This window comes from Superficieibacter electus (assembly GCF_002915575.1).
Lineage (GTDB): Bacteria > Pseudomonadota > Gammaproteobacteria > Enterobacterales > Enterobacteriaceae > Superficieibacter > Superficieibacter electus.
Genome location: NZ_PQGD01000001.1, coordinates 189,202 through 215,052, shown reverse-complemented (window position 1 = coordinate 215,052; position 25,851 = coordinate 189,202). Strand labels below are relative to the sequence as shown.

Annotated in this window: 21 protein-coding genes, 1 pseudogene and 1 riboswitch; of the genes and pseudogenes, 13 read left to right on the top strand and 9 right to left on the bottom strand. The window is 54.5% G+C overall.

The annotated features are described in order from the left end of the window. Positions 1 to 161 precede the first annotated feature (161 nt). Positions 162 to 258: riboswitch (TPP riboswitch) on the top strand. 39 nt (positions 259 to 297) lie between these two features. The 4 genes from thiM to CHU32_RS01060 all read left to right on the top strand — a co-directional run bounded on the left by thiM (position 298) and on the right by CHU32_RS01060 (position 3,496). Further along, positions 298 to 1,086 carry a hydroxyethylthiazole kinase gene (gene thiM, locus CHU32_RS01075; RefSeq protein ID WP_103674237.1) on the top strand — a complete coding sequence of 263 codons (789 nt, stop codon included), beginning with the start codon at positions 298 to 300 and terminating at the stop codon, positions 1,084 to 1,086. Continuing rightward, the gene (thiD, locus tag CHU32_RS01070; protein WP_103674236.1) at positions 1,083 to 1,883 is read left to right on the top strand and encodes a bifunctional hydroxymethylpyrimidine kinase/phosphomethylpyrimidine kinase; all 801 of its coding nucleotides are present in this window, start codon (positions 1,083 to 1,085) and stop codon (positions 1,881 to 1,883) included. The genes thiM and thiD overlap by 4 nt, the downstream gene beginning before the upstream one ends. Positions 1,884 to 1,933: 50 nt before the next feature. Continuing rightward, positions 1,934 to 2,644, top strand: coding sequence for a sugar O-acetyltransferase (locus CHU32_RS01065; protein WP_218113681.1), 711 nt, complete (start codon positions 1,934 to 1,936; stop codon positions 2,642 to 2,644). Between the two features lie 105 nt (positions 2,645 to 2,749). Continuing rightward, positions 2,750 to 3,496, top strand: coding sequence for a GntR family transcriptional regulator (locus tag CHU32_RS01060; RefSeq protein ID WP_103674234.1), 747 nt, complete (start codon positions 2,750 to 2,752; stop codon positions 3,494 to 3,496). Here CHU32_RS01060 and CHU32_RS01055 read toward each other — a convergent pair. The 3 genes from CHU32_RS01055 to CHU32_RS01045 form a co-directional block, all read right to left on the bottom strand. After that, positions 3,470 to 4,435: a PfkB family carbohydrate kinase gene (locus CHU32_RS01055; RefSeq protein WP_103674233.1), complete on the bottom strand. Its 966-nt coding sequence runs from the start codon at positions 4,433 to 4,435 to the stop codon at positions 3,470 to 3,472. The two genes, CHU32_RS01060 and CHU32_RS01055, sit on opposite strands and share 27 nt — an antisense overlap. Next, positions 4,432 to 5,436 (bottom strand): ADP-ribosylglycohydrolase family protein, encoded by a 1,005-nt coding sequence (locus CHU32_RS01050; protein ID WP_103674232.1) that lies wholly within the window; start codon positions 5,434 to 5,436, stop codon positions 4,432 to 4,434. Before CHU32_RS01050 ends, CHU32_RS01055 begins: the two co-directional genes overlap by 4 nt. Positions 5,437 to 5,499: 63 nt before the next feature. Next, positions 5,500 to 6,768, bottom strand: a complete 1,269-nt coding sequence (locus CHU32_RS01045) for a nucleoside permease (protein ID WP_103674231.1) — start codon at positions 6,766 to 6,768, stop codon at positions 5,500 to 5,502. 251 nt (positions 6,769 to 7,019) lie between these two features. On the opposite strand from CHU32_RS01045, the pseudogene fbaB reads away from it, so the two are divergent. After that, positions 7,020 to 8,072, top strand: a pseudogene (gene fbaB / locus CHU32_RS01040) (class I fructose-bisphosphate aldolase). Positions 8,073 to 8,251: 179 nt separating this feature from the next. On the opposite strand, the gene CHU32_RS01035 reads toward fbaB, so the two are convergent. Together CHU32_RS01035 and CHU32_RS01030 are read right to left on the bottom strand one after the other, a co-directional pair. Next, positions 8,252 to 9,862, bottom strand: a complete 1,611-nt coding sequence (locus CHU32_RS01035; protein WP_103674230.1) for an FGGY-family carbohydrate kinase — start codon at positions 9,860 to 9,862, stop codon at positions 8,252 to 8,254. 19 nt (positions 9,863 to 9,881) lie between these two features. Next, entirely contained in the window at positions 9,882 to 10,631 is a 750-nt protein-coding gene (locus CHU32_RS01030) for an SDR family oxidoreductase (protein WP_176691604.1), read from the bottom strand. Positions 10,632 to 10,705: 74 nt separating this feature from the next. Here CHU32_RS01030 and CHU32_RS28190 point away from each other — a divergent pair, with 74 nt between their 5' ends. Continuing rightward, positions 10,706 to 10,852, top strand: coding sequence for a hypothetical protein (locus CHU32_RS28190; protein WP_176691603.1), 147 nt, complete (start codon positions 10,706 to 10,708; stop codon positions 10,850 to 10,852). 16 nt (positions 10,853 to 10,868) lie between these two features. Continuing rightward, complete coding sequence (locus CHU32_RS01025; protein WP_103750763.1) at positions 10,869 to 11,882, top strand: LacI family DNA-binding transcriptional regulator; 1,014 nt, start codon at positions 10,869 to 10,871, stop codon at positions 11,880 to 11,882. Between the two features lie 9 nt (positions 11,883 to 11,891). On the opposite strand, the gene CHU32_RS01020 is transcribed toward CHU32_RS01025, so the two are convergent. Beyond that, positions 11,892 to 12,833, bottom strand: coding sequence for a sugar-binding transcriptional regulator (locus tag CHU32_RS01020; protein ID WP_103674227.1), 942 nt, complete (start codon positions 12,831 to 12,833; stop codon positions 11,892 to 11,894). A gap of 212 nt (positions 12,834 to 13,045) precedes the next feature. Between CHU32_RS01020 and dalD the strand changes: the two genes are divergently transcribed. The 4 genes from dalD (at position 13,046) to CHU32_RS01000 (ending at position 17,962) form a co-directional block, all read left to right on the top strand. Next, entirely contained in the window at positions 13,046 to 14,413 is a 1,368-nt protein-coding gene (gene dalD / locus CHU32_RS01015) for a D-arabinitol 4-dehydrogenase (RefSeq protein ID WP_103674226.1), read from the top strand. Positions 14,414 to 14,422: 9 nt separating this feature from the next. Next, positions 14,423 to 15,886: a xylulokinase gene (gene xylB / locus CHU32_RS01010; protein ID WP_103674225.1), complete on the top strand. Its 1,464-nt coding sequence runs from the start codon at positions 14,423 to 14,425 to the stop codon at positions 15,884 to 15,886. A 67-nt stretch (positions 15,887 to 15,953) separates the two neighbouring features. Further along, positions 15,954 to 17,234 (top strand): MFS transporter, encoded by a 1,281-nt coding sequence (locus CHU32_RS01005; protein ID WP_103674224.1) that lies wholly within the window; start codon positions 15,954 to 15,956, stop codon positions 17,232 to 17,234. Between the two features lie 56 nt (positions 17,235 to 17,290). Next, positions 17,291 to 17,962, top strand: coding sequence for an HAD family hydrolase (locus tag CHU32_RS01000; RefSeq protein ID WP_103674473.1), 672 nt, complete (start codon positions 17,291 to 17,293; stop codon positions 17,960 to 17,962). Positions 17,963 to 18,224: 262 nt separating this feature from the next. Here CHU32_RS01000 and yegS read toward each other — a convergent pair whose 3' ends face one another. Next, positions 18,225 to 19,124, bottom strand: coding sequence for a lipid kinase YegS (gene yegS / locus CHU32_RS00990; RefSeq protein WP_103674223.1), 900 nt, complete (start codon positions 19,122 to 19,124; stop codon positions 18,225 to 18,227). A 314-nt stretch (positions 19,125 to 19,438) separates the two neighbouring features. Next, positions 19,439 to 20,800 (bottom strand): prephenate-dependent tRNA uridine(34) hydroxylase TrhP, encoded by a 1,362-nt coding sequence (gene trhP, locus CHU32_RS00985; protein WP_103674222.1) that lies wholly within the window; start codon positions 20,798 to 20,800, stop codon positions 19,439 to 19,441. Positions 20,801 to 21,024: 224 nt separating this feature from the next. Here trhP and CHU32_RS00980 point away from each other — a divergent pair, with 224 nt between their 5' ends. Both CHU32_RS00980 and CHU32_RS00975 read left to right on the top strand, forming a co-directional pair. Next, complete coding sequence (locus CHU32_RS00980; RefSeq protein ID WP_103674221.1) at positions 21,025 to 23,697, top strand: DUF2339 domain-containing protein; 2,673 nt, start codon at positions 21,025 to 21,027, stop codon at positions 23,695 to 23,697. Further along, the gene (locus CHU32_RS00975; RefSeq protein WP_103674220.1) at positions 23,694 to 25,049 is read left to right on the top strand and encodes a DUF3999 family protein; all 1,356 of its coding nucleotides are present in this window, start codon (positions 23,694 to 23,696) and stop codon (positions 25,047 to 25,049) included. The genes CHU32_RS00980 and CHU32_RS00975 overlap by 4 nt, the downstream gene beginning before the upstream one ends. Positions 25,050 to 25,079: 30 nt before the next feature. Here the strand turns inward: CHU32_RS00975 and CHU32_RS00970 are convergent, their stop codons facing one another. Next, entirely contained in the window at positions 25,080 to 25,793 is a 714-nt protein-coding gene (locus tag CHU32_RS00970) for a tetratricopeptide repeat protein (RefSeq protein WP_103674219.1), read from the bottom strand. Between the last annotated feature and the right edge of the window lie 58 nt (positions 25,794 to 25,851).

Genomic DNA, 25,851 nt, shown 5'->3' with positions numbered 1-25,851 from the left:
AGGGCACGGGCACAGAATCAGTGGAGATAACCTCTAAAAGACTGTAATGAGGAAGCGTTACAACACGCGGTTTAAACACGGCGTTGACCGTTTACAAGACGTCTTGCTGGCATTACTATTTCGTACTGCGATACGCGGGTAACCCGCATCGCGCTTATGATTTACCTGACTCGGGGTGCCCTTCTTTGTGAAGGCTGAGAAATACCCGTACCACCTGATCTGGATAATGCCAGCGTAGGGAAGTCTGACTCCTGTAAAAAAGAAGTCCTTTCTTCATCGTCTGGCAGGAGCATAACCATGCAACCTGACCTGCATAGCCGCACAACCACCGCACACACACTACACCACTTTCGCACCCGTTCTCCGCTGGTTCATTGCATGACCAATGACGTCGTACAATCGTTTACCGCTAACGTCCTGCTGGCGCTGGGCGCTTCTCCGGCAATGGTGATTGACGTCCAGGAGGCGGCGCAGTTTGCCGCCATTGCGGACGCCCTGTTAATCAATGTCGGTACGCTAACCGACGAGCGGGCACAGGCTATGCGAGCGGCCGTCATCAGTGCAAATGCGGCGCAAAAACCCTGGACGCTTGATCCGGTGGCCGTAGGTGCGCTGACGTTACGTAGCCGCTTTTGTCACGATCTTTTGCCGCTACGGCCTGCCACAATACGCGGCAATGCCTCAGAGATCCTCGCCCTGGCCGGCATAAGTGGAGGGGGACGCGGCGTAGACACCACAGACACCGCTCTGGCGGCGTTGCCTGGCGCGCAGCGTCTTGCCAGCGATACCTCGGCCATTGTGGTTGTGACAGGCGAGGTGGATTATGTGACCAATGGCACTCGCACGGTTGCCGTGACCGGTGGCGATACGCTGATGACGCGTGTCGTCGGCACGGGCTGTGCGCTTTCGGCAGTGGTGGCGGCCTGTTGTTCTCTGCCTGGCGACAGACTGGATAATGTGGCCTCCGCCTGTGCATTCATCAAACTTGCCGGCTGCAAAGCCGCACAGCATAGCGCCGGGCCCGGGAGTTTTATCCCCGCGTTTGTCGATGCCCTGTGGGCACTGGAAGGGGAGGTGCAGGCATGAAACGCATTAACGCCCTTACTATCGCCGGGACCGATCCGAGCGGCGGCGCAGGAATTCAGGCGGACCTGAAAACCTTTTCCGCGCTGGGCGCTTACGGCTGTTCCGTCATCACCGCACTGGTCGCGCAAAATACCTGCGGTGTACAATCGGTTTATCGTATTGATCCGCAATTCGTTGCCGCCCAGCTTGATTCGGTATTCAGCGACGTCCGTATTGATACCACTAAAATCGGCATGCTGGCAGAAACGGATATCGTTGAAGCAGTGGCGGAGCGTTTACAACGTTATCAGGTTCAGAATGTGGTACTGGACACGGTAATGCTGGCAAAAAGTGGCGATCCACTGCTCTCTCTCGCTGCGGTTAACACCCTGCGTACTCGCTTATTGCCTCATGTCTCTATTATTACCCCGAATCTACCGGAAGCTGCCGCGCTGCTTGGCGCATCGCACGCCTGCAACGAGCGCGAAATGCTGGAGCAGGGACGTGCATTACTGGCGCTGGGGTGTGGCGCGGTGCTGATGAAGGGCGGTCATCTGGAAGACAGTGAAAGCCCGGACTGGCTGTTTACCCGCAACGGCGAGCAGCGTTTTAACGCACCACGCATTGCCACCAAAAACACTCACGGTACCGGCTGTACGCTCTCAGCCGCTCTTGCCGCGCTGCGCCCGCGGCACTGTAACTGGGCTGATACAGTTCAGGAAGCGAAGAATTGGCTCTCTGCCGCCCTGGTGAAGGCCGATTCGCTGGAGGTCGGCAAAGGCATCGGTCCGGTACATCATTTTCACGCGTGGTGGTAAAACTCGGATTTTATCAATGGTAAGAGGTGGCAAGTAAGCGGGTATTATGGATGCCTCATCCTGATGATACCTGTCTGACCATTTGTGATCGAAATTATCTTGCGCAGACAGTGAAGGATAAAAGGACATTATTGGAAAAGAAAGGAAGATATGTGATGACAGAACAGGAAAGAATGTTATCTGAACTGCCGTATCAGGCGTGGAAGGATGAACTTCCTGGTGCGCGGAGTGCGTGTAAGAGATTGCTCAGAGAGCTCAATGCATGTGATCCTGCCGATGTTGCTGCTCAGCGCGAAATCTTGCGTCGCCTTTTCGGCAAAGTCGGAACAAACACTGAAATATTCGCGCCATTTTATTGTGACTATGGCAGTAACATTGAGATTGGTGATAACTTTTTTGCCAGCTACAACTGTGTGATGGTGGACTGCGGTAAGATTATCATCGGCAACAACACCATGATTGCTGCCAATGTTGTGATAACAGCAGCCGGCCATCCTGTTCATCATGAGCCGAGAATTGCCGGCTATGAATACGGCATTACTACTATCATAGGCGATAACGTCTGGATTGGCGCAGGCGTGGTGGTCAATCCCGGTGTACGAATTGGCAATAATGTAGTGATAGGCTCGGGTAGCGTGGTAACAAAAGATATTCCGGATAACGTTATCGCCGTGGGTAACCCATGTCGGGTGTTACGCCAGGTGACTGACGAAGATAAGCAGTATTATTTTAAGAAAAGACGTTTTGATTCGGTTGAGTGAAGGCATCATCGCCCATTAAGTGTTTTGCAATTGGATGGTGAGCCTGAGCATCAGCACGAGTGGTCTGATATACTTTCCCCAGACCCGACGTCAGGAAAAAGATAAATGGAACAATCGCATACCCGGCTTATTGCCCAGCTGAATGAGCGTATTGCCGCCGCGGATCACACGCCGCTGTATCTTAAGTTTGCCGAAACGGTAAAAAATGCGGTGCGCAGCGGTTCGCTGGAACATGGCAATATTTTGCCAGGCGAACGGGATTTGAGTCAGTTAACCGGCGTTTCGCGCATTACCGTGCGTAAAGCAATGCAGACTCTGGAAGAAGAAGGGGTGGTAACACGCGCCCGTGGTTATGGTACCCAAATCAATAATATATTTGAGTATTCGCTGAAAGAGGCACGCGGCTTTTCTCAGCAGGTGGTATTGCGGGGTAAGAAGCCGGATACGCTGTGGGTAAATAAACGGATTGTAAAATGTCCGCAGGACGTGGCGCAGCAGCTGGCAATTGATGCGCAAAGCGACGTTTTTTTGCTCAAGCGTATTCGCTATGTTGATGAAGATGCGGTCTCCATTGAAGAATCGTGGGTGCCGGCGCATCTTATTCACGACGTCGATGCCATTGGCGTCTCACTGTATGATTATTTTCGTAGCCAGCATATTTTCCCCCAGCGTACTCGTTCACGCGTCAGCGCCCGGATGCCGGATGCCGAATTCCAGTCGCATATTCAGATGGAAAGCAAAGTGCCGGTGCTGGTGATAAAGCAGGTTGCGCTCGATCAACAACATCGGCCCATTGAGTACAGCATCAGCTACTGCCGCAGCGATCTATACGTTTTTGTCTGCGAAGAGTAATTGCTCCCGGCTGGGTGCGCAGTCGCCACCACGATGACCGACAACCCAGGCGGCAACCGCGTTGCCAAGCGTAACGGCGTCGGCCAGCGCCCAGCCGCTTGCCAGACCCGCCAGCGTGCCACCGGCATGGCTGTCACCCGCGCCAATGGTGTCCACCACCGTTGTCGGAAAGGCGGCGACGTTACCCTGGCCTTCATGGCTGAAATACCATGCGCCCTCTTTGTCGTGGCGTACAATCAGCGGCGCGTCGAATTTCTCCAGCCAGGCCTTGCCAAGGGTGGCGGTATCGTGGCTGAAGCCAAACGCATCCGCCGCAATTTCCGCTTCCTGGCGATTCACCGTCACCAGCGGTTTGCAGGCCATGATCCGCGTCATCAGTGGGGCAGGAATATCGGCAATGCGTGGGCCAAAGTCGATAAATGGCGTGATATCCTTTAGCCCTTCCAGCCAGCTAACCAGCAATTCGCCGCTTGATGAGGCAAGTTGATAGCCGGAAAGCGACACCAGGCTGGCGGGTTCAGGGTGTATTTTCTCCAGCCACTGTGCGTTCCATGCATTTTCTACGCCGCTGAACGACATAAATGTCCGCTCGCCATCCGGCTCCACCAGCGCCAGACACCAGCCGTTATCGCCGCTGGCGTTATCAATAAGGCTGGTTAATCCTTCTTTCGCCAGATTATTGCGCACAATTTCAGCCCATACTCCCTGGCCGAGCGGCAACGCGTTGTTCGCCTTAATGCCGAGGCGTTTTAGCGCTACGGCAATATTTAGCGCACATCCGCCAATGTTAACGCTTTGCTGTCTGAGTTCGATATCGCAACCGCGCCAGGGCAGGGCGTAAGCATCGGCAATCACGTCGATCACCGCCGCGCCCACGACCGTGACCGGCCGACGGGCGTTCAGCATCGGCAGTTTTTCCTGTAGCCAGCCGACGTTCATATCTCCTCCCGCTGCTGACGATAGCGCGCCAGTGCCTCAGCATAACGGGTGAAATCGAGCTGGTTCACCGCATCCAGCTCCTGTTTAAGCGCGGGATCAATCGCGTTGACCCCATGCAGTGCACCGCAAATCGCGGTCGCCATTGCGCCTATTGTGTCAGTATCGCCGCCGAGATTGGCGCAGAGGATTGCACAGCGATTAGGATCGGTTTGCGCCAGTTCAACCATGGCAATCGCGCAGGAAACGGATTCCAGAGTACTGGTGCCCGCGCCGACCTGCTGATATAACGCCTCGCTGGCAGATTCCGGGCCATCAGATTCACGGACAACTTTCAGCGCCAGTTCCAGCCGCGCCGCCAGCGAGGCGCTAAAGGTGGTAATGCGCTTCTCCTGAGCGTAGCGGGCAATGGACGGTAGCGAATCGGCGATGTGCTGCCATGAGTCACCGTCAATGGCTTTCGAAATGGCCCATGCCACCACCACGGCACCGGCAATCGCCAGATCCGATTTATGTGTCGGGCTGGAGGCCAGGGCGACTGCGTCAATAAACCCGTCCAGATCGCGGGCCGGAAGCAGGCAGCCCAGCGGCGAAACGCGCATCGCCGCACCATTCGTCACACCGTTATTGTCCAGTTCCGCCACCGGCTTGCCGTCGCGGATGGCGTTAAGGGCAATTTTCGAGGTCGGGCCAAGGACATTTTTATTGAACGCATCAAAACGCAGCGCCCAGTCCAGGATATGCTTACCAATCAGATCAGGGTCGATCTGCCCGTCGCGTTCCAGCAAGGCATCCGCCAGGCAGAGCGCCATAGAAGTATCGTCAGTAAACTCCGCCCGCCTGAAATAACAAGCCGCGTTATTCTCTGCCGGACCCGGTAAAAAATGATCAATCCAGCCAAAATACGCCTTTACACGTGAGCGTGGCCACAATTCCGATGGCATGCCCATCGCATCTCCCAGCGCCTGCCCGTAAAGAGCACCGAGAATACGTTCAGATTTCATTTAGATTCCCCTTGTGTTAACGCAATATCTCGCGCCCCGGTGTTTACCTTTCCACAATATCCTTCAGGCCTTCACACGCTTATCTGAAGGATTTGAAGTATTGATGGCGGTAATTTCTTTATCCGATTCGCGGAACAGCAACATAAATAGTATGGCGATAATGGCGATCATGATGCCGCCGAATGCCCACATACCCGCCCAGTTAAACGTCAGACCGTTTACCGGCTGCGGGTAAGCGAACATTTTTTCCATCATAACCCCGCCGAGGCGGTAGCCAAGCAGACTGCCGAAGCCCTGGCAGCACAGCGTAATTAAACCCTGCGCGGCGGTACGCATATGCACCGGCGCTTTTTTATCGACGTAAATATAAGCAGTGACATAGTAAAAATCGTAACTCACACCGTGCAGCAGGATGCCAAGGAACAGCAGCCCGTAGGTGAAGTATTGATCTGCACCACCGTAGACGAAGAAGCCATAGCGGATAGCGGCGGTGATAAGGCCTAGTAATAATACCTTTTTAATACCAAAGCGTTTGGTGAAGAAGGGCAGCGCCAGCATAAAGAAGATTTCTGAGAACTGGCCGAGCGTCATCCAGCCGGTCGCGTTCTTCATGCCCACTTCAGTAAGGTAGCCGTTGGCGAAAATGTAATAGAAAGCCAGCGGCATGGCGAACAGGAACGAGCAAACAAAGAAGACGAGGAAGTTCCTGTCACGCAGCAGGATCAGCGCATCCAGCCCAAGCATCACACGGATATCAAGTTTGCCGGTACTCTTCGGCGGCGTATCAGGCAAAAAGAAGGCAAAAACGCCCAGCAATGCCGAACTGCCCGCCGTGATAAGCAGCGGAATATTAGTCGGAGAGATATCACTATAGCCCAGCATTTGCGGCAGGAAGCCGCATGCCAGACCGGAAGCGATCCAGCCAATAGTCCCCATTACGCGAATGCGCGGGAAATCACGCTCAACGTCCGGCACATTGGCGAAGGCGATGCTATTAGTCAGCGCAATGGTCGGCATATAGGTCAGTGAATAGGCCAACAACAGCGGGAAGAACCCGGCGAAAGTGGTCTGCTGGGCAGCAAAGTACATCAGTATCGCGCCAGCGAACATTAATACTGCCAGCACTTTTTGCGCGGAGAAGAAACGGTCGGTCAGCGACCCCACCAGGATTGGCGAGAGGATAGCGGCAATCGCGGTACAGGCGTAGGACCAGCCAATTTCCCCGGCGCTAAAACCGCTTTTGCTGAGCCATAGCCATAAAGGAACGAACCACGCCCCCCAGATAAACCATTCAACGAACATCATGAACGACAGCTTTGCTGTAGTTTTCATCTTAAAATCCTTCATGACAGGTAAGGTACAATTATAAGATACCATTCAATAATACCTTTTAAATACCTTTAAGGTGAAAATATGACCTGCTTAACATTTTACTGTTCACGATGGCTGCCAGTGGGAAGCGGCAAAAAATGCCTCAAAGATGGAAAAATGTACAACCCGGTACCAGACTTAGTGCTGCCCGCATAAGGCGGGGCAGGAAAATCCACATCCGACGCGATGTCGGAACAAACGGGAGCATAGCTATGACTGATATTGCGCAGTTGCTTGGCAAAGACGCCGACAGCCTGTTACAGCATCGTTGTATGACCATTCCATCCGACCAACTTCATTTACCCGGGCACGATTATGTTGACCGCGTAATGATAGATAACAACCGTCCACCAGCCGTGCTGCGAAATATGCAGACGTTATATAATACCGGACGGCTGGCATGAACCGGATACCTCTCTATTTTACCTGTCGATCAAGGGGTTGAGCATTCAGCCGGGGCCTCATTTGCCGCTAATCCGCTGTATTTTGATCCGAAAAACATCGTTGAACTGGCGCTGGAGGCGGGCTGTAACTGCGTGGCGTCCACCTATGGTGTGCTGGCCTCCGTATCGCGCCGCTATGCGCATCGTATTCCTTTTCTGGTGAAACTGAATCATAACGAAACGCTTAGCTACCCTACGGAATATGATCAAACGCTCTATGCCAGCGTCGAGCAGGCTTTTAACATGGGTGCCGTCGCGGTTGGGGCGACCATTTATTTCGGCTCTGAGCAGTCACGCCGTCAGATAGAAGAGATATCCGCCGCGTTTGAGCGTGCGCACGAACTGGGGCTGGTTACTGTATTGTGGGCTTATCTGCGCAACTCCGCTTTCAAGAAAGACGGTGTGGATTATCACGTTTCCGCTGACCTCACCGGGCAGGCTAATCATCTGGCGGCCACTATTGGCGCGGATATTGTGAAGCAGAAAATGGCTGAAAATAACGGCGGCTATACGGCGGTTAAATTCGGCTATACCGACGATCGCGTTTACAGCAAGTTAACCAGTGATAACCCGATCGATCTGGTGCGCTACCAGCTGGCGAACTGCTATATGGGCCGTGCCGGATTGATTAATTCCGGCGGTGCCGATGGTGGCGATACCGATTTAGGCGATGCGGTACGTACCGCGGTAATTAACAAACGCGCCGGAGGAATGGGGCTGATCCTTGGCCGTAAAGCCTTTAAGAAATCCATGGCTGATGGCGTGAAGTTAATTAACGCCGTGCAGGATGTGTATCTGGACAGCAAAGTGAGTATTGCGTGATGAAAAGCCAGGGGGCTTTGGCTGACAGCCACAGTGCCCGGTGGCGCTACGCGTATCGGGCCTACGAAAATTATGTAACTTATTAATATTTAATCAAGTGTATGCCGGGCAAGGCGACGACGCCGCCCGGCATTATTTTACCCTCTTACCCGGTGCATTTGCCGCCGGGCAATGAGCACTTAATACTCCCGCAGCTTACGCGCGGTTTGCTGGAGCAATTTATAGGCTTCATAACGCTGCTGATGAACCCCATCCTGCGCTGCATCGGGATCATATTGCTTATCCAGCACTGTGAATCGTGCCATTGCATCTCGCACCGAGGGCGACATCTTACCGGCGACGGCCCCGAGGATCGCGGAACCCAGCAGCACCGGCTCGCTGGAAGCGGTAGTTAAAATCGGCAGGCCGCAGGCGTCAGCCAGCAGTTGACGGACCAGCGGGTTTTGCCCTGCGCCACCGCTAATCGCAATTTTTTCCGTTTTAATCCCGTTCTCACGTTGAGTGTCAAGGATCTGACGCAGACCATAGCCAATCCCACACAGTCCGGCAACGTATAGCGCCACCAGATTATCAAGATTGCGCTCCATACCCAGTCCGGCGATCGCCGCCCGCGCATGGGGATCGGCAAACGGTGCACGATTGCCTAAAAACTCGGGCACCACGTGCAGTCCCTGCGCCAGCGCCACCGCCTGTGAAGGCGAGTCCACGCTTTTCATTGCCAGGTCAGCAAGAAAAACCGGCAATGGTACGCCAGCGGCTTTCGCCAGATCGCGGGCTTCGGCAGCGGCAGGGTGGAAAGCGATCAGTTGATCAATAGCCGCACCAGCCGCGCTCTGACCGCCTTCGTTCAGCCAGAGACCCGGCACCATTGCCGAATAATAAGGCCCCCAAACGCCGGGAACAAACACCGGTTTTTCTGTCGACATCATGGTGCAGGCAGATGTACCGAATACCCAGGCCATATTATGCAGTGCGCCACGATCGACACCTGCCGTGCCGATGCCCCCTGCATGGGCGTCAATCATCCCGATGGCAACTGGCGTACCAACCTGCAGGCCCATCTCATCCGCGGCCTCAAGCGTTAAGCCATTACCGCACGGGGTTCCCGGTTCCAGTATCCGTTGACCAATGCGCACAAAATCATCCCCGGCCAGGTCTTCTAAACCGATAGTGCGAAAATAATCGGGGTCCCAGCGTTTTTCATGCGCCAGATAAGTCCATTTGCAGGTCACTGTACAGGTTGATCGGGCCAGATCGCCGGTGGCCCGCCAGGTCAGGAAATCAGCCAGATCAAAAAATTGCCCGGCGCGATCGTAGATTTTACGCCGGTGTTCTTTCAGCCACAGGAGCTTGGGCGTCTCCATTTCCGGGGAAATTTTGCCGCCAACGTACTGTAATACCGGGTGCCCGGTCTGGTTGATGCGCTCGGCTTGTTCCGTGGCGCGATGGTCCATCCACACAATAACGTTGCGGTCCGGGTCTTCAGACGGCCCCACTGGTAAAGGTTTGCCATCGGCATCAAGCACGACCAGAGAACAGGTGGCGTCGAAACCGATTCCCGCCACGCTTGCCGGCACAACGCCTGCACTGGCAACCGACTCTTTAATGCACTGGCACACCGCCTGCCAGATTTCGCGGCTGGACTGCTCAACAACGTGTCCCGCTTCGCGCCATAACGTGATAGGGCGAGTGGCATGGGCGAGCAGGGTGCCGTTGAGATCGAAAATCCCCGCGCGCACGCTTCCTGACCCCACGTCTACGCCGATGATGGTTCTGCTATCGTGATTCATACAAACTCCCGGACGGCTATCAGAGGTCGACGCTGTTAGGCAGGATCACCAGATCCCTGACGGTGACGTTCTTCGAACGAGTCACCATAAACAAAATCGCTTCGGCCACTTCAATGGGCTGCATCAGGCTGCCGTTGGCCAGCGCTTCATCCATTTTGGCTTTCGGCCAGTCGTCAAGCAGCGCCGTGACTACCGGCCCCGGCAAAACGGCACCCACACGCACGCCGTGTTGGGCTACCTGGCGACGCGTAGTGTGGACAAAAGCCTGGACGGCAAATTTAGACGCGGTATAGATAGGCTCCCAAATCACCGGTACGACGCCGGCAATGGAACTGGTAAACAGAATGTCACCGGATTTTTGCGCAATCATATGCGGCAGCACGGCGTGAACGCTGCGGAAAGCGGCGTTGATATTCAGGTTGAGTACCCGATCCCAGACGTCAGGGTCGCCTTCTGCAACCGGCCCGCCAATGTAAGCTCCGGCGTTAGCATGGAAAATGTCCAGCCCGCCTGCCAGCTTCAGAATGCCGTCCAGCATGCCTGAAACCTCAGCGGGTTTGAGGAGATCAATCTGAAGGGCATAGGCATTCTCGCCAATATCTGCCACCAGTTTTGCCAGCTTTTCGCCGTCGCGGTCAACCAGCACCACTTTTGCTCCTGCGCGATGCAGCGTTTTGGCACATTCCAGACCAATACCGGAAGCAGCACCGGTGACGGCGGCAACTTTACCTGCCAGGGGACTATTCATAGAAACTACAGACGAATTCATTTTATAATCCTTCATAAATCTGATGACTATTTCGGCCGCACGTAGGGTACAGTCGTGAGGAGGTGCTATTTTTCATGTCTATGAAAAATAAACGTTTTAAGCAGGTGTCGGGCTGGTTTTTCTTTACCTCTGCCTGCATAATTACTGCGATTTGCGCAATTTGCTCAATCGATGAAGCTGATTTAGCACCTTTCAAAAAACAAGCGCAAGTTCCGCGATAAACGGAGAGAAATATTTGTGACCGGGATCGGAAAAAGCAGGAAAACGACCATCTATGACCTGGCGGAACTGTCGGGCGTATCTGCCAGCGCGGTGAGTGCGATCCTCAACGGCAACTGGAAGAAACGGCGGATTAGCGCAAAGCTGGCGGAAAAAGTAACGCGCATCGCACAGGAGCAGGGCTATGCGGTCAACCGCCAGGCCAGCCTGCTGCGTAGTAGCAGGTCGAAAATTATTGGCATGATTGTGCCGAAATATGATAACCGCTACTTTGGCTCTATTGTCGAAACCTTTGAGGCGATGGCGCGTGAGCGCGGTCTGTTTCCCATCATCACCTGTACGCGTCGCGATCCAGAACTGGAGCTTGAAGCTGCCCGTACCATGCTTTCCTGGCAGGTCGACTGGCTGATTGCCACCGGGGCAACCGACCCGGATAAAATCACCGGGCTTTGTGCTGCCTCCGGCGTTCCAACGCTGAATCTTGATCTGCCAGGTACGCTTGCGCCATCAGTGATTTCAGATAACTACATGGGAGCGAAGGAGTTAACCCGGCGCATTCTGCTTAACAGTGAAAAACGCTACGGCGAAAAGCGTCCGCTGGTATTTGTCGGCGGACGCGGGTCGGATCACAACACTCGCGAGCGTCTGCGCGGTTTTCGCGACGCCCATCACGACGCTGATCTCGCCCTGCCAGAAGAGAATATGCTGGCCTGCGGCTATGCGCCGCAGAAAGCAGAGCTGGCGCTGCACACCTTTTTCGCCGTGCCGGACAGAAACACTGGCGGCCTGTTTGTAAACTCCACTATCTCACTGGAGGGCGTGGTGCGCTGGCTAACGCAGTCTGCTTATCGCGGGCAGGATCAACCGCCTATGGGCTGTTTTGACTGGGACCCGTTTGTGACGCTTTTAGGGCATGATATCGAAATGGTCAGACAGGATGTGCCCGCCATGCTGGCAGCAGTATTCGAGATTATTGATGCGGGGGACGTGCAGAAACAGCAGCGGGAGATCCCGCCGATTTTTGTCAGCTAACCGTTCTGTCTACTGGGTTAACAACCAGCGCGCAGTGCCTTCGTCGGTGACCAGGCCATTAATCCAGCCGCCTTTCAGTGCCGCGAGGATCACCGGACGTTTGTCTTCCCCGCAGGCGACGGCAATACGTGGACAGGCGTTGCGCCGAATATCATAACTGGTAATTAGCCGGTTGCTGTCTGACTCGGCGACCTGACCTTCGGCGTCAATAAAGCGCCCCAGGATTTCGCCAATGGCTCCGCGCTGGCGCAGGTCTTCCAGTTGCTCAAGATTAATAAAACCGTCTTTGAAAATCGGGCTTTGCGTACCGAGTGCACCAATCCCGACGAAGATAGCATCTGCATGATCGGCAACCGAGGTGACGCTTTCGAACAGACGATTAGTGGACCACATTTTGTGTTCTGTCAGCGATTTTGCATAACGCGGCGCGGGCCACTGGAAATAATTAGCCTGAATCTTGCGCGCCAGGAGTAGCGGCACATCGTCATAGTAGTTGCACTGGCCGTTTTCATCCATTGCACTAATCAGCGCCACGCATTTACTGTTTTTGCTTTCAAAATCAATACGCTTAATCGTTTTTTTCAGCGTCAGCCCTGAGCCAATGCCGATCACTTTCGCGCTGGTTCCCTTCAGATACTGCGACATAAGCTGATAACAGCCGTAGGAAACGCTATCCAGGGTGGACTCACTGGCAAAAGTGGGAACAATATTACATTCGTAAAGTTTATATCTCTCTTTAAGCAGCGAAGCGTAATTCAGACAGGCCGCGACCGGATGGTGAAGCCCGATGGAAACAATGCCTTCTTCTTTCGCCGCCGCGATCAGGCGCTGAACTACCGGACGTGATGTCCCGAGCTGCGCAGCAATCTCGCTCTGGTTTTGACCCGCAACGTAATACATCCATGCGGCTCTGACTTTTTGGTCAAATCGGATGTCATCTTCTTTCATTATGTTTTTCAGCCCTTTACGTTAACGTGCTCGCAACATTTACAGATAAAACAATGTAATGCATTGTGGCGTTCGCCTGCCAAACAGGCAATCTTTTGTTGAGTTATGGTCAAAAGTAATTTTAGTGGTCATTTGCTCTTTTGTGATCCATGGCTCTATTTTCAATCTTTTGCTCATGTACATTCAGCTGCATAAACTCAATGGAGAGCAAAGCAATGAACAATCAATACACATGGTTACACATCGGTCTGGGTTCTTTTCATCGTGCACATCAAGCCTGGTATATGCACAAACTCATTGAGTCCGGCGACAAAACCTGGCATATCGCTGCAGGTAATATTCGTAATGATGCTGAACATGTGGTTTCGGCATTAACTGCACAACACGGGCGCTATGTACTGGAAACGGTTAGCCCGGAAGGTGAACGTCACTACGAGGAAATTACCTCGATTCAGAAACTGCTGTCGTGGCAGGAAAATCTGCAGCCGCTAATTAGCGAAGGGGCGAATGCGGCGACCAAAGTGATTGCCTTTACCGTCACGGAGAGCGGTTATTACCTTAATACCAGTCATAAACTGGAAGTAAATAACCCGGATATTGTCAGCGACCTGAAGGGCGGTAATAAAACGATTTACGGCACCATCACTAAAATCCTCGAAAAACGTATTGCGGATAATGCTGGCCCGCTGACACTGCTTAACTGCGATAACGTTCGTCATAACGGTGAACGTTTCCACGACGGCCTGGTTGAGTTTCTCACGCTGACCGGCAAAACCGCCGTGATTGAGTGGCTGCATAAAAACGCCACCTGCCCGAACACCATGGTGGACCGCATCACGCCGCGTCCGGCAGCAGATTTGCCTGCACGTATCAAAGCGCAGACCGGTATTGATGATAAAGCGCCAGTGATGGGCGAAACCTTCATCCAGTGGGTCATTGAAGACAACTTTAAAGCAGAACGTCCGGCCTTTGAGAAAGTGGGTGCCGAACTGGTTGACTCGGTTATTCCTTATGAAGAAGCCAAAATTCGCATCCTCAACTCGTCTCATAGCTGCATTGCATGGGCCGGGACGCTGATGGGTCAGCAGTACATTCACGAAAGCACGTTAACCGATACCATCTACGCGATTGCCGATCGTTACGTGACCGAAGATGTTATTCCTTGCCTCGGTGATAACGGTATTGATTTGCCGAAATACCGCGATGTGGTACTGCAGCGCTTTACCAACCCGCATATTCAGGATACCAACCAGCGCGTCGCCGCAGACGGCTTCTCTAAAATCCCGGCGATGATCGCCCCGACACTCCAGGAATGCTACCAGCGCGGCGTGCGTCCGGATGCGACTGCCATGTTGCCCGCCTTGTTCTTCGTTTATATGGAGCAGTGGCACAAAGGCCAACTGCCGTATGAATATCAGGACGGGATTCTGGACGCGCAGGCGGTACACGCGATGTTCAACGCCGCCGACCCGATTAGCGTCTATGCCAAAGACCGCGCGCTGTTTGGCGAACTGGCTAACAACGCCGATTTTGCCGCGCTGCTGCGTGAAAAAATTACCGCCGTCTACTCCCTGATCCATTGAGAGGTTGCTATGTACTTAGGCATCGATCTGGGCACCTCTGAAGTTAAAGGGCTGGTGATTGACGAGAATCACGACATCGTCGCCACCCATAGTGCGCCGCTGACCATTCAGCGGCCCCATCCACACTGGTCAGAACAGGACCCGCAGGCGTGGTGGGACGCAACCAACTACGTTATCGCGACCCTGCGTGAGAAATGCGCACCGCACTGGAACGCCATTAAAGCTGTCGGTCTGTCCGGGCAGATGCATGGGGCCGTGCTGCTTGACAGCAACAACGCGGTGATCCGCCCGGCGATTCTGTGGAACGATACCCGCAGTGCGGCGGAGTGCATGGAGCTGGAAGAAAGTGCCTCTGAGCTGCACGCCATTGCCGGTAACCTCGCCATGCCAGGGTTTACTGCACCGAAACTGCTGTGGGTACGTAAGCACGAGCCGGAAAACTTCCAGCGCCTGCAAACCGTCCTGCTGCCAAAAGATTACCTGCGCTTCAAAATGACCGGTAAAAAAATTGCCGATATGTCAGACGCGGCAGGGACGCTGTGGCTCGACGTTGCCCGCCGCGACTGGTCAGATTATCTGCTGGAGAAATGCGGGCTGGCGCGCTGCAATATGCCAGCGCTGGTGGAAGGCTGTGATGCCTCTGCAACGCTGGACCCGCAGATTGCCGAAAGCTGGGGGCTAAATGCGTCCGTAGTGGTGGCCGGTGGTGGTGGCGATAACGCCGTCAGCGCAATCGGCGTCGGTGCCGTTGCGCCGGGCGACGCGTTTATTTCTCTTGGTACCTCCGGCGTACTGTTTGTGGTCAATGAAGCCTATCGCCCGGCACCGCAATCTGCCGTGCACGCGTTTTGCCACGTATTACCGAATCGCTGGCACCAGATGAGTGTGATGTTAAGCGCGGCCAGCTGTCTGCAATGGTTCTGTCGGCTGGTGGGGATTACTGAGGCGGAATTGCTGGAAGAGGTGGCTCAGCTGAGCGACGAGCAGCGCGCCAGCGCGCCGCAGTTTCTGCCGTATCTGTCCGGCGAACGTACGCCGCATAACGATCCGGATGCTAAGGGCCTGTTCCACGGTCTGACCCATTCTACTAACCGTGCCCTGCTGGGCTACGCCGTGATTGAAGGCGTCAGCTTCGGTATTGCCGATGGTTTACGGGTGTTACAGGAGAGCGGTACGCATATCGAACAATGTTCGCTGGTAGGCGGCGGGGCGCGTAGCCCGTACTGGGCGCAACTGCTGGCTGATATTCTCAACATGCCCATTGTTACCCATAAAGGCGGCGAAACGGGCGGGGCACTGGGTGCTGCACGTCTGGCATGTCTGGCAACCGGGCAGGCTGTGGAAACCGTCTGCAAAAAACCGGAAATTTATCACGTTTATCAGGCGACGCCTGCGCGTCAGGGCCTCCTGCAACAGCGTTATCAGGCTTTTAACGCGCTTTATCAGAACGATCTCAAGTTACGGAATAAATAATTTTTAAAAAAAGGCACTCCCCGAAATTGAGAGTGCCTGAACCTTATACCCTACAAATGAGGCACTTATGACGAATACCAACAAACAGTGGCTGGGATTGCCGCTAAATCTGTTATGGGGATATATCGCTATCGCGGTGTTTATGACCGGCGACGGGTTTGAACTGGCCTTCCTCTCGCACTACATCACCGGTCTGGGATTTACGCCTGCGGAAGCCTCGTTTGCCTTTACGCTTTATGGCCTGGCGGCGGCGTTGTCCGCGTGGATTTCGGGCGTGGTCGCTGAAATCATCACCCCGCAAAAAACCATGTTTATTGGCTTTGTTATGTGGGCCGTCTTCCACGTTTTATTCCTGGTGTTTGGCCTCGGTCACGCGAATTATGCGCTGATTCTACTGTTCTACGGCATTCGTGGCTTTGCTTACCCGCTGTTCCTCTATTCCTTTATTGTCATTATCATCCATAACGTCAAGAGCGACAGCTCAAGCTCGGCGCTGGGCTGGTACTGGGCCGTTTACTCTATCGGTATCGGCGTCGCGGGCAGCTATATTCCGAGCTTCACCATTCCGCTGATGGGCGAACTGGGCACGCTGTGGACGGCGCTGGCCTTCTGCGTGGCGGGCGGGCTGATTGCCATGGTTTCCCTGCGTAACGTTAATACGCCGACCCGCATGCACAATCTGACGACGCGAGAAAAATTCAGCGAGCTGAGCCGCGCGGTCACGCTGCTGTATACCAACAAAAACATTCTTTGCTCAAGTATTGTCCGTATTATTAACACGCTCTCGCTGTTCGGTTTTGCGGTCATCATGCCGATGATGTTCGTAGATAAACTCGGTTTTACCACATCGGAATGGTTACAAGTCTGGGCGGTGTTCTTCTTTACCACGATCTTCTCCAACATCTTCTGGGGCATTGTGTCGGAAAAAATGGGCTGGATGAAAGTGGTGCGCTGGTTTGGCTGCATCGGTATGGCCTTGTCCAGCCTCGCGTTCTACTACATTCCGCTGTGGGCCGGTCATAACTTTGCCATGGCACTGATCCCGGCTATCTCACTGGGCATTTTTGTGGCGGCATTTGTGCCGATGGCAGCGGTGTTCCCGGCGCTGGAGCCACACCACACCGGGGCGGCAATTTCGGTATATAACCTGTCTGCTGGTCTGTCTAACTTCCTCGCGCCTGCAATCGCAGTGGTTCTGCTGCCGTGGTTCGATACGCTTGGCGTGGTCATTGCTTATACCGCACTGTACCTGATTGCCTTTGTTATCTGCCATTTCATTGATGTTGAACAACCGGGTTTTGAACGTAAAGCTCGCTATGCCGACGATGGTGCACTGAAGGTTTCCTGATTTAACCTGGCTGGCACGACCGGACGTTGTGCCAGCGTATTATGGATGTTGCTATGATGAACGCTAAAGCCGCAGTTTTTGATATGGATGGAGTAATTATTGACTCCGAGGCACTATGGCAGAGCGCTCAAATTATGTCGCTGGCCGAATTTGGTATTGCCATCACTCATGATGAGTGTGAGCAGTTAACTATGGGCAGACGTTCAGATGAAATTGCCTGCATCTGGCAGGAAAAGTTTAACCTTGATATTCATCCTTCGCTGCTTGAGGCCGATATTTTGACGCGGGTTGTCAGTTTAATCGACCGCTACGGTGTGGCAATGGAAGGACTGTATGAGGCGCTTAATTATTTTCGGCGCGAAGGATACAAAATTGCGCTGGCGACATCATCCGCTCATCGGGTAATTCAGGTGGTTTTTGATAAGCTTGGTTTATGGAAATATTTTGATGTAATCAGTAGTGCTGCGGACGTTGAACGGGGTAAACCCGATCCGGCTGTCTATTTGGCAACCGCAAAGAAGTTAGCGTTGAATCCTGAACAATGCCTTGTGATCGAAGACAGCGCCAATGGCTTCCTGGCCGCTCAGCGCGCCGGAATGCATACCTGGGTCGTCACAGCACAGTGTCATCATAAGAAATTCAGCCAGGCCGCCGGACATTGCCGTACGCTCAGTGAGCTGGTTACGGTACTACATGCGCAACACGCGATCTCCTGTATGGAGATTTAAGAATGAGTAGGCGCTGAGGCACACTTCCCGGATGTAAACGGTCTCATTTTGGAGGTCTCAGCGCTTACTTTACCAGGGATTAAAACATCACTGTAGGCCCGGTAAGCACCACCGGGCAGACGCCTCCGGCGGCTAATCTGCGTGCCGCGATGCCGGGTGACGGCTTCGCCTTACCCGGCCTACGATGTGTTAAATATCAACAGGTTGACTGAATTTTGTAGGCCCGGTAAGCGCAGCGCCACCGGGCAAAGCTGCGTGTTGATTAACGTAATAACGGGCAATCCGGTGGCAAACGACAGCGCAATGCATTCGGCAGGATCTCGATGCGAAACGATTGGCCGCGCAGCGGCTCGCCGTCGAGGTTAAAGGTGATCTCATGCGGGGCGCTGACTTCAAACCAGGAGGATGTTCCGTCAATAATATTGGGGCTATCCTCCGGCTGGGTCAGCGTAGTAAAAATGGCGGGCAGCAAACCATCACCGGTGAACACACGCAGATGCAGCAGACCGTCATTAATCAGCGCATCCGGACAAAGCTGTTGCCCCCCGCCTGCCTGGCGGCCATTCCCGATGCCAATCACCAGCGCGTCGCCCTGCCAGTGAAAGTTCTCGCCGCGGATCTCACAGCGGTCGGGGCGCAGGGTATCCATCCGCATTAAACCATGAATAAGATAAGAAACGCCGCCGAGGGCGGCTTTCAGCTTTTCCGGCGTTTCGCTGGTGATCCGTGGACCGAAACCCCCGGTCGCCATGTTGATAAAACAGGTTTTATTGTTCACCCTGGCAATATCGACCGCCACGGCATTACCGGCAATAGCCAGTTTCAGAGCCTTATCCAGCGTATCCGGCACACCTGCGCTGGTAGCAAAATCATTGGCGGTACCCAGTGGCAAAATGCCCATGACTGGCACATTCTCCCCCGGCAACTGAATGAGCGCGGTCGAGACTTCGTTAATCGTGCCATCACCGCCGCCGGCAATAACCGTTTCGACGCCCAGACGCCAGGCTTCCTCGACATACCGTTCTGCATCACCTTTTTCCCAGGTCACGCGAACGTGAATCAATACACCTTCATTGCGCAGCATATAAATCGCTTCACGCAACAATTCATCACCGGCATTTTTACCATTCAGAATAAGTAAGCTGGCGGGAAAATTGGTCATCCTTTTTTGCCTCTTGTCGCAACATGCTGACATATCGCTCATTTTTCAGGCGGGGGACGAGATAATCGTAACCCGAATTTCAGGATCTAAGTGTATCTCAGGAAAGACAAGAACGCGTAAGAACACGCTGAATTATGCGGGGTAAAAAAATACGCCTGCGTAAGGGAGATTACGCAGGCTAAGGAGGTGGTTCCTGGTACAACTAGCATTTATGAGTTATGTTTTTCAGCGAAACGAATAATATCCATATTAATCACAACGGTGTGTGATCCGATTCTAAGATTCATTCACTGAGTAAAAATAACCCCTATAAATTACTTTCCATGCGGATTACGCGTTGATTCACCTGAAAAATTGCGCATTAACAAGGCATAATCCAGCACCATCTCCTGTGGAACCGGTAGCCACACAGTATAACCATCCCCCGGCGCGACCGGCATGGCTTCGCCTTTTGCGTTTTCCATGTGTTCCAGCGTGAAATTAACGTTGCCCTGCGGAGTCATTAACTCCAGGCTGTCGCCAATTGAAAACTTGTTTTTAACCGCTACCGCCGCGAGGTGGCCTTTACGTTCGCCGGTAAACTCGCCAACAAACTGCTGGCGCTCAGAAACGGAGTAACCATACTCATAGTTCTGATAATCGTCATGGGTATGACGGCGCAGGAACCCTTCGGTATAGCCGCGGTGAGCCAGTCCTTCCAGCGTCTCCAGCAGGCTGGTATCAAATGGCAGTCCCGCAGCGGCGTCATCAATAGCTTTGCGATACACCTGGGCGGTGCGGGCGCAGTAATAGAACGATTTGGTGCGGCCTTCGATTTTCAGGGAGTGGACACCCATCTGCGTCAGGCGTTCAACGTGGGCGATCGCGCGCAGATCCTTCGAGTTCATGATATAGGTGCCATGCTCGTCTTCAAACGCGGTCATATATTCGCCCGGACGTTTGGCTTCTTCGATCATAAACACCTGGTCGGTCGGCGCACCAATACCCAGCGTTGGCTCGACATTCTGTACCGGAATTGGTTCATATTTGTGGACGATATTGCCCACATCGTCTTCTTTACCTTCCTGTACATTGTATTCCCAGCGGCAGGCGTTAGTGCAGGTGCCCTGGTTTGGATCGCGTTTATTAATGTAGCCAGAAAGCAGGCAGCGGCCGGAGTAGGCCATGCACAGTGCGCCGTGAACGAAGATCTCAATCTCCATTTCCGGTACCTGTTCGCGGATTTCGGCAATCTCGTCCAGCGACAATTCGCGGGAGAGGATCACCCGGGTCAGCCCCATTTGCTGCCAGAATTTCACCGTAGCCCAGTTGACAGCGTTGGCCTGCACCGAAAGGTGAACCGCCATGTGCGGAAAATGCTCGCGCACCAGCATAATCAGCCCTGGATCGGACATAATCAGCGCGTCCGGCCCCATCTCCACCACCGGTTTTAAATCGCGGATGAAGGTTTTCAGCTTGGCGTTGTGCGGCGCGATATTCACGACCACATAGAATTTTTTGCCGAGCGTATGGGCTTCATTAATACCCAATTGCAAATTCTCGTGGTTGAATTCGTTGTTGCGCACACGCAGCGAGTAGCGCGGCTGGCCCGCGTATACTGCATCTGCGCCATAGGCGAAAGCGTAACGCATATTTTTCAGCGTTCCCGCCGGGGAGAGGAGTTCCGGTTTAAACATGATGTTCTCATTCTGATGACAGGTCAGACTCGCCTTACCTGATAAGGCGGTTGGGGGAGTGTCCCCACTTTAGGGGCGGGAATTGTAACGCTATTGCGGGCAGAGAGTAAACAGGTGGGGCCGCCTTCTCGCCAGTCGCTGGTTTTTATCACCGCCTGGCGCTTTTCAACTATAGTGAAAATGATTTCCCACTTGCGAAGCGGATTGTAGTCTAAGGAAAAGACATGGATGACATCGTCATTTTTGGCATTATTATCGCGATTTTTTATCTGGTCGTCCTGCCCGCAGTGGCGTTTAACGCGCTGACAAAAGCACGGCGTAACCAGAATCAAATCGACCGCCTGACAGCCCAGGTCGCTGAACTGCAAAAGCAGCTAACCTCGCCTGAGCAACCGTGGCGTGAAACGACTACCCCAACGGTAGTGGAAAGCGTTGCGCCTCCCGCGCCGCCAGAGCCGCAGCCCTTTGAACCGCCTGCGCAAGTGCCAGCCGCGCCGCTATCGGAAGAGCCTGCGCCAGTCGTTGATGTCTGGAATGATGGCATAACGCTACCAGAAAAAAATAAATACACGCTGCCGCAACCGGTAATGGGGCTACTGAGCTGGTTCACGCAGGGAAACCCGCTTGCCAAAGTGGGGATCGTACTGCTGTTTTTCGGCCTGGCCTTCCTGGTGAAGTACAGCGTGGAACGCGATCTGTTCCCGGTTGAGCTGCGGCTAACCTTTGCGGCGCTGGCGAGTATTGCGCTGCTCGGCCTCGGCTGGCGTTTACGGTTAAAAAATCCGCGCTATGCGTTGATCCTTCAGGGAGGAGCGGTCGGGGCGCTGTATATCACTATTTTTGGCGCGTTCCGGCTTTATCACCTGCTGCCACATGCGCTTGCCTTTGCTCTGATGCTGGTGGTCTGCGCTGCGAGCGTTGGTCTGGCCGTTATGCAACGGGCACTCAGTCTGGCGATGCTCGCCAGCATTGGTGGTTATCTGTCACCCGTGCTGCTCTCTACTGGCGGTGGCAGCCATGTTGCGCTGTTCTCTTATTATCTGCTGTTGTCGGCAGGTATTTTGACTATCAGTATCTGGCAACCATGGCGACCGCTTAATCTGCTTGGCTTTATATTCACCTTTGGCGTTGGCGGGCTATGGGGATCGCAACATTACCGGCCTGATTTCTGGTTTAGCTGTCAGCTATTCCTGCTCGCGAATCTGATTATTTTTGGTGTCCTGAGCGTCGTGCTGGCGTTGCGCTCGCGGCGGGTGGGAGAGAAGGTCATTGATGGCGCTCTGCTGTTTGGCACGCCGCTGGTCGCTTTCGGGATGCAGTACGCGATCACCCGTCACTGGACCTTTGGACCCGCGTTCTCGGCGCTATTTTTTGCCGCTGGCTATCTGCTGCTGGCGTGGATAGCGATGAAACGTTATCCGTCGCTCGGCAGGCAAATCGTTATCGCCGCGCTGGCGCTGGGTGGCGTGTTTGTCACCCTGGCGATCCCGCTGGCGCTCTCGGCGCAGTGGACGTCGATGGCATGGGCGCTGGAAGGGGTGGGCGTGCTGTGGCTTGGGCACACGCAAAAACAGATCCGTATGAGCTACAGCGGCACTGCCCTACAGTTGCTGGCGCTGGGGTCAGCGCTATGGGCGTGGCAAAACGGCATAGGGGCGCTGTCGTTTGGCGTCGGGTTCGCCATTCTGGCCCTGAGCTGGTTGGCCGCCAGCTATATCTGGCGTGCCGTGCGCATTCATCCTCTCTGGCGATTAATCAGCCTGGGGCTGCTGATCGGCGGTATCGCACTGTGGATGGCCTGTCTGGTGGGCACGCTCTGGCTGCTGCAATTGTCATGGCAGCGGGCGATTTTCCTGCTGCTGGCGCTGGTTGCCGCCTCAAGCCTGCTATGGCGACAGGCGGGAATACGTCTGCACTGGCGGGCGTTACGTTATGCGGTCTGGCTACTGTGGCCGGTCATGACCAGCGTTGTTCTCTGGCAGGTATTCGTTGATACTTCCCCGCTACATGCGGGCTGGCTGAACGTTCTCTGGCTACCGGTACTGGCAATTGCCGTGTTCCTGCTACGTCGGGAAGTGGTGCCGCCGGTCAAATTCCCGCTCAAGCAGGTGCTGCACCTGATGCTGTTCTGGACAATCCTGGTGGCCCTTGGCGGTGAAATTGTCTGGCAGACCGCCCGTTTTGCCTGGGGCATGGATGAATGGCGGGAAGCGGCAAGAGTCGCTGCTGTCGCGTTAACCATCAAAATGGTGCTGATTGCATTACGCCGGGGGATCTGGCCGGTGGCACGTTACCGTCAGCTGTACGCGTTTTGGGGCGTGCTGCCCTTGTTGCCGCTGGCGGTACTGTTCCTGCTGTTCGGCAATTTGCTGGACGGTGTCATGCCGGACTGGCATTACATCCCGTTGCTCAACCCGCTCGACATCAGCGCCATGCTCACCCTGCTCACGCTGATCCTCTGGTGGTACCGAATAGGCTGCGTATTGTACCCGACATCAGGGCGGGTGATGGCACTCTTCAGCGCGGCGGTGGTTTTCTGGTGGGGGAACGGCATCCTGTTGCGGGCGCTGGCGTACTATTCCGATACCGCGTGGCGTATTGAGCCGCTCTGGGATTCACGCCTTATTCAGACCACCTTTGCCTTGTTGTGGGGGCTGACGGCACTGAGCATTATGACGATCGCGACGCGGCGTAATGTGCGCAGTGGCTGGTTCACGGGTGCTACGCTGCTGGCCATAGTGGTCATAAAACTCTTCCTCGTCGATAGCGCGGGGGGCGGGGGACTACTGCGTGCAGTGGCGTTTATTGGCGTGGCGGTATTGATATTGATCGTTGGTTATTTTTCTCCGTTGCCACCCGGAGCCGGAAAAATAACCGATGAGAGGACAGATAAATGAAAAGGATCGTAGTCAATGCTGTTTTGCTGAGCGCTATCGCGCTGGCGGGTATGGCAAGCGGGCATGCCGCGGATAAGCCTGAAGATTTTGCTTATGGCACGTCGCTGAGTGTCGAAGGTAGTGAGCCGTATTATCAGATTGCGCTGCCTGATAAGGTGTACACGCAAAGCGTCTGGCCGGATTTGCGCGATGTGCGCGTATTCAACGGTCAGGGACAAAATCTGCCTTTCGCCTGGCTGCCGTCATCTACTCTCGCCGTGGCAGAGAAAAACATTTCGTTGCGAGTGTATAAAATGAACCGGGCAGCCTCGGCGTCTGGTTCGCCGGGAGAGGTTTCTCTGCGCTCTGGCAGCGGGCTGGAAGTCACTCTGCGAGCGGAAGAAGGGCAGACGACGCAGCGGGCATGGCTTCTTGAAACGGGTGGGAAAACGCAAAATCCGCCCGACATCAACCAGATCCGCCTGGAGTGGGATCGCCTGTCAGACAACTGGCAAACCAGCGTGGATGTGCTTTCTAGTAACGATCTTAAAAGCTGGTATTCGGTGGCTGAAGCCGTGCCGCTGATGGATTTGAAATCTGGCAGCGATCGCCTGCTGCTTAATGCACTGGATGTGGAAGGCGCGCAAAAATACTGGCTGATCCTGGCGCGCGATCCCCGGGCAGTACCAAAGCTTAATATTGTCGCGGCGCAGGCGGTCGTCCACATGCGGCCGCCTGCCGGAGACATGCTGGCTCTCTCGCCGCGCGTGCAGGCCATCTCAGCCGCAGAAGCGCATTATTTCTGGGCGCAACCACAGCCGCTAAATGCCGTGCGCATAACGCCTGCGGTGAGCAACAGCGTGCTGCCGCTGGAGATTGAATACCGTAGTTCGGCCTCGGACAGCTGGCATCCGCTGGCGAAACAGGTCGCTTATGCAGTTAGGGGGTATCAGCCGGTGCCGCTGGCGCTGAATGGCGAGGTGATTCAGGGCATCCGCCTGAAAGGCATTCATCAGCAGTGGGGCGATGATGTGCCGGAGGTTACCGGTCTGCGTGAAAAACGTACGCTGGCGTTTAACGCCCAGGGCAACCCGCCGTTCCTGCTGGCGTGGGGAAATAATGCCGCCACACCGCAGGCGCTCAGCCACACCCTGTTGCTGCCACCTTCGATGCCTGATATTTCTGCTCTACCACTGGCGTATGTCGGGGATGCGGTAACGCTGGGCGGTGAGGCCCGCCTGACGGCCACCGATCCGGCACAGCGGGCAAGCCTGCTCAATAAAATCCTGCTCTGGGGGGTGTTGCTGCTGGGCGTTGCCGGTCTGGTTGTCCTGATGCTGCGGGTGTGGCGGGAGTTTAAACGTCAGGGGTAACGCCCTCGTTATTGCTGAGGGCGTGGCTACTCACTTAATCCGTACAAATTCGCCGTTGGCATCAACGTTATGCCCAAAGCCGCACTCTTCCGGTTGATCGGTCTTCAGCTCAGCGACATCCGGCGTCACGCTCAGGGCGATGTCGCAATTCGCGATAGCACCATCACGCACGGCAATCACGCCCTTGCCTTGTTTTAACCGTACCGGGGCGGAGAATTCACCGGTATTCGGCCCCATCCATGCGCCCATCAGGCCAAAGTAATAGCCCATGTAATCCGCCTGATATTCATCAGCGGTTTTACCCGCTTTTAGCGTCAGCGTATTCCAGGCCGTGCCACCGGCATACTGCCAGTATTCACCAGTCAGAGAGGTGAACTTCGGCAGTGCAGCCAGTTTATCCTTAATTAACCCCAGGTTGTAAACCGACTTCGGGTCGTTCGGCATCAGCTTCAGCCATGCCTGCGCCTGACGATATTCTTTCTGGCGAATAAGCGTCAGGGCGATATTGTTGTAGGCGGTGGCTAACGCAGTGTCACCCAGCCCGCAACTTTCGCTCCAGATCACCTGATCGGCAAAGGCGTCATAGGCTTTGGCATAATTTTTCGCTTTGTAGGCCTGTTCGCCGTTGCGGGCATACTGAGGCACTTTCGCACAGGCTTCTTTACCCTCCTGCTCGCTGATTTCAGCCTGTGCACTAAAGGATATTACTAACAGCGCGCAAATCCCGGAACGTACTGGAAACATGGTTAAGTCCTTACCGTTTTTTCTGCTTTGTCACGTTATACAGTAAGAACGCTTCTCA

Coding starts and splice junctions, on each gene's coding strand:
- thiM (WP_103674237.1), top strand. CDS start 298: ATGCAACCTGACCTGCATAGCCGCACAACCACCGCACACACACTACAC.
- thiD (WP_103674236.1), top strand. CDS start 1,083: ATGAAACGCATTAACGCCCTTACTATCGCCGGGACCGATCCGAGCGGC.
- CHU32_RS01065 (WP_218113681.1), top strand. CDS start 1,934: ATGCCTCATCCTGATGATACCTGTCTGACCATTTGTGATCGAAATTAT.
- CHU32_RS01060 (WP_103674234.1), top strand. CDS start 2,750: ATGGAACAATCGCATACCCGGCTTATTGCCCAGCTGAATGAGCGTATT.
- CHU32_RS01055 (WP_103674233.1), bottom strand. CDS start 4,435: ATGAACGTCGGCTGGCTACAGGAAAAACTGCCGATGCTGAACGCCCGT.
- CHU32_RS01050 (WP_103674232.1), bottom strand. CDS start 5,436: ATGAAATCTGAACGTATTCTCGGTGCTCTTTACGGGCAGGCGCTGGGA.
- CHU32_RS01045 (WP_103674231.1), bottom strand. CDS start 6,768: ATGAAAACTACAGCAAAGCTGTCGTTCATGATGTTCGTTGAATGGTTT.
- CHU32_RS01035 (WP_103674230.1), bottom strand. CDS start 9,862: ATGAATCACGATAGCAGAACCATCATCGGCGTAGACGTGGGGTCAGGA.
- CHU32_RS01030 (WP_176691604.1), bottom strand. CDS start 10,631: ATGAATTCGTCTGTAGTTTCTATGAATAGTCCCCTGGCAGGTAAAGTT.
- CHU32_RS28190 (WP_176691603.1), top strand. CDS start 10,706: ATGTCTATGAAAAATAAACGTTTTAAGCAGGTGTCGGGCTGGTTTTTC.
- dalD (WP_103674226.1), top strand. CDS start 13,046: ATGAACAATCAATACACATGGTTACACATCGGTCTGGGTTCTTTTCAT.
- xylB (WP_103674225.1), top strand. CDS start 14,423: ATGTACTTAGGCATCGATCTGGGCACCTCTGAAGTTAAAGGGCTGGTG.
- CHU32_RS01005 (WP_103674224.1), top strand. CDS start 15,954: ATGACGAATACCAACAAACAGTGGCTGGGATTGCCGCTAAATCTGTTA.
- CHU32_RS01000 (WP_103674473.1), top strand. CDS start 17,291: ATGAACGCTAAAGCCGCAGTTTTTGATATGGATGGAGTAATTATTGAC.
- yegS (WP_103674223.1), bottom strand. CDS start 19,124: ATGACCAATTTTCCCGCCAGCTTACTTATTCTGAATGGTAAAAATGCC.
- trhP (WP_103674222.1), bottom strand. CDS start 20,800: ATGTTTAAACCGGAACTCCTCTCCCCGGCGGGAACGCTGAAAAATATG.
- CHU32_RS00980 (WP_103674221.1), top strand. CDS start 21,025: ATGGATGACATCGTCATTTTTGGCATTATTATCGCGATTTTTTATCTG.
- CHU32_RS00975 (WP_103674220.1), top strand. CDS start 23,694: ATGAAAAGGATCGTAGTCAATGCTGTTTTGCTGAGCGCTATCGCGCTG.
- CHU32_RS00970 (WP_103674219.1), bottom strand. CDS start 25,793: ATGTTTCCAGTACGTTCCGGGATTTGCGCGCTGTTAGTAATATCCTTT.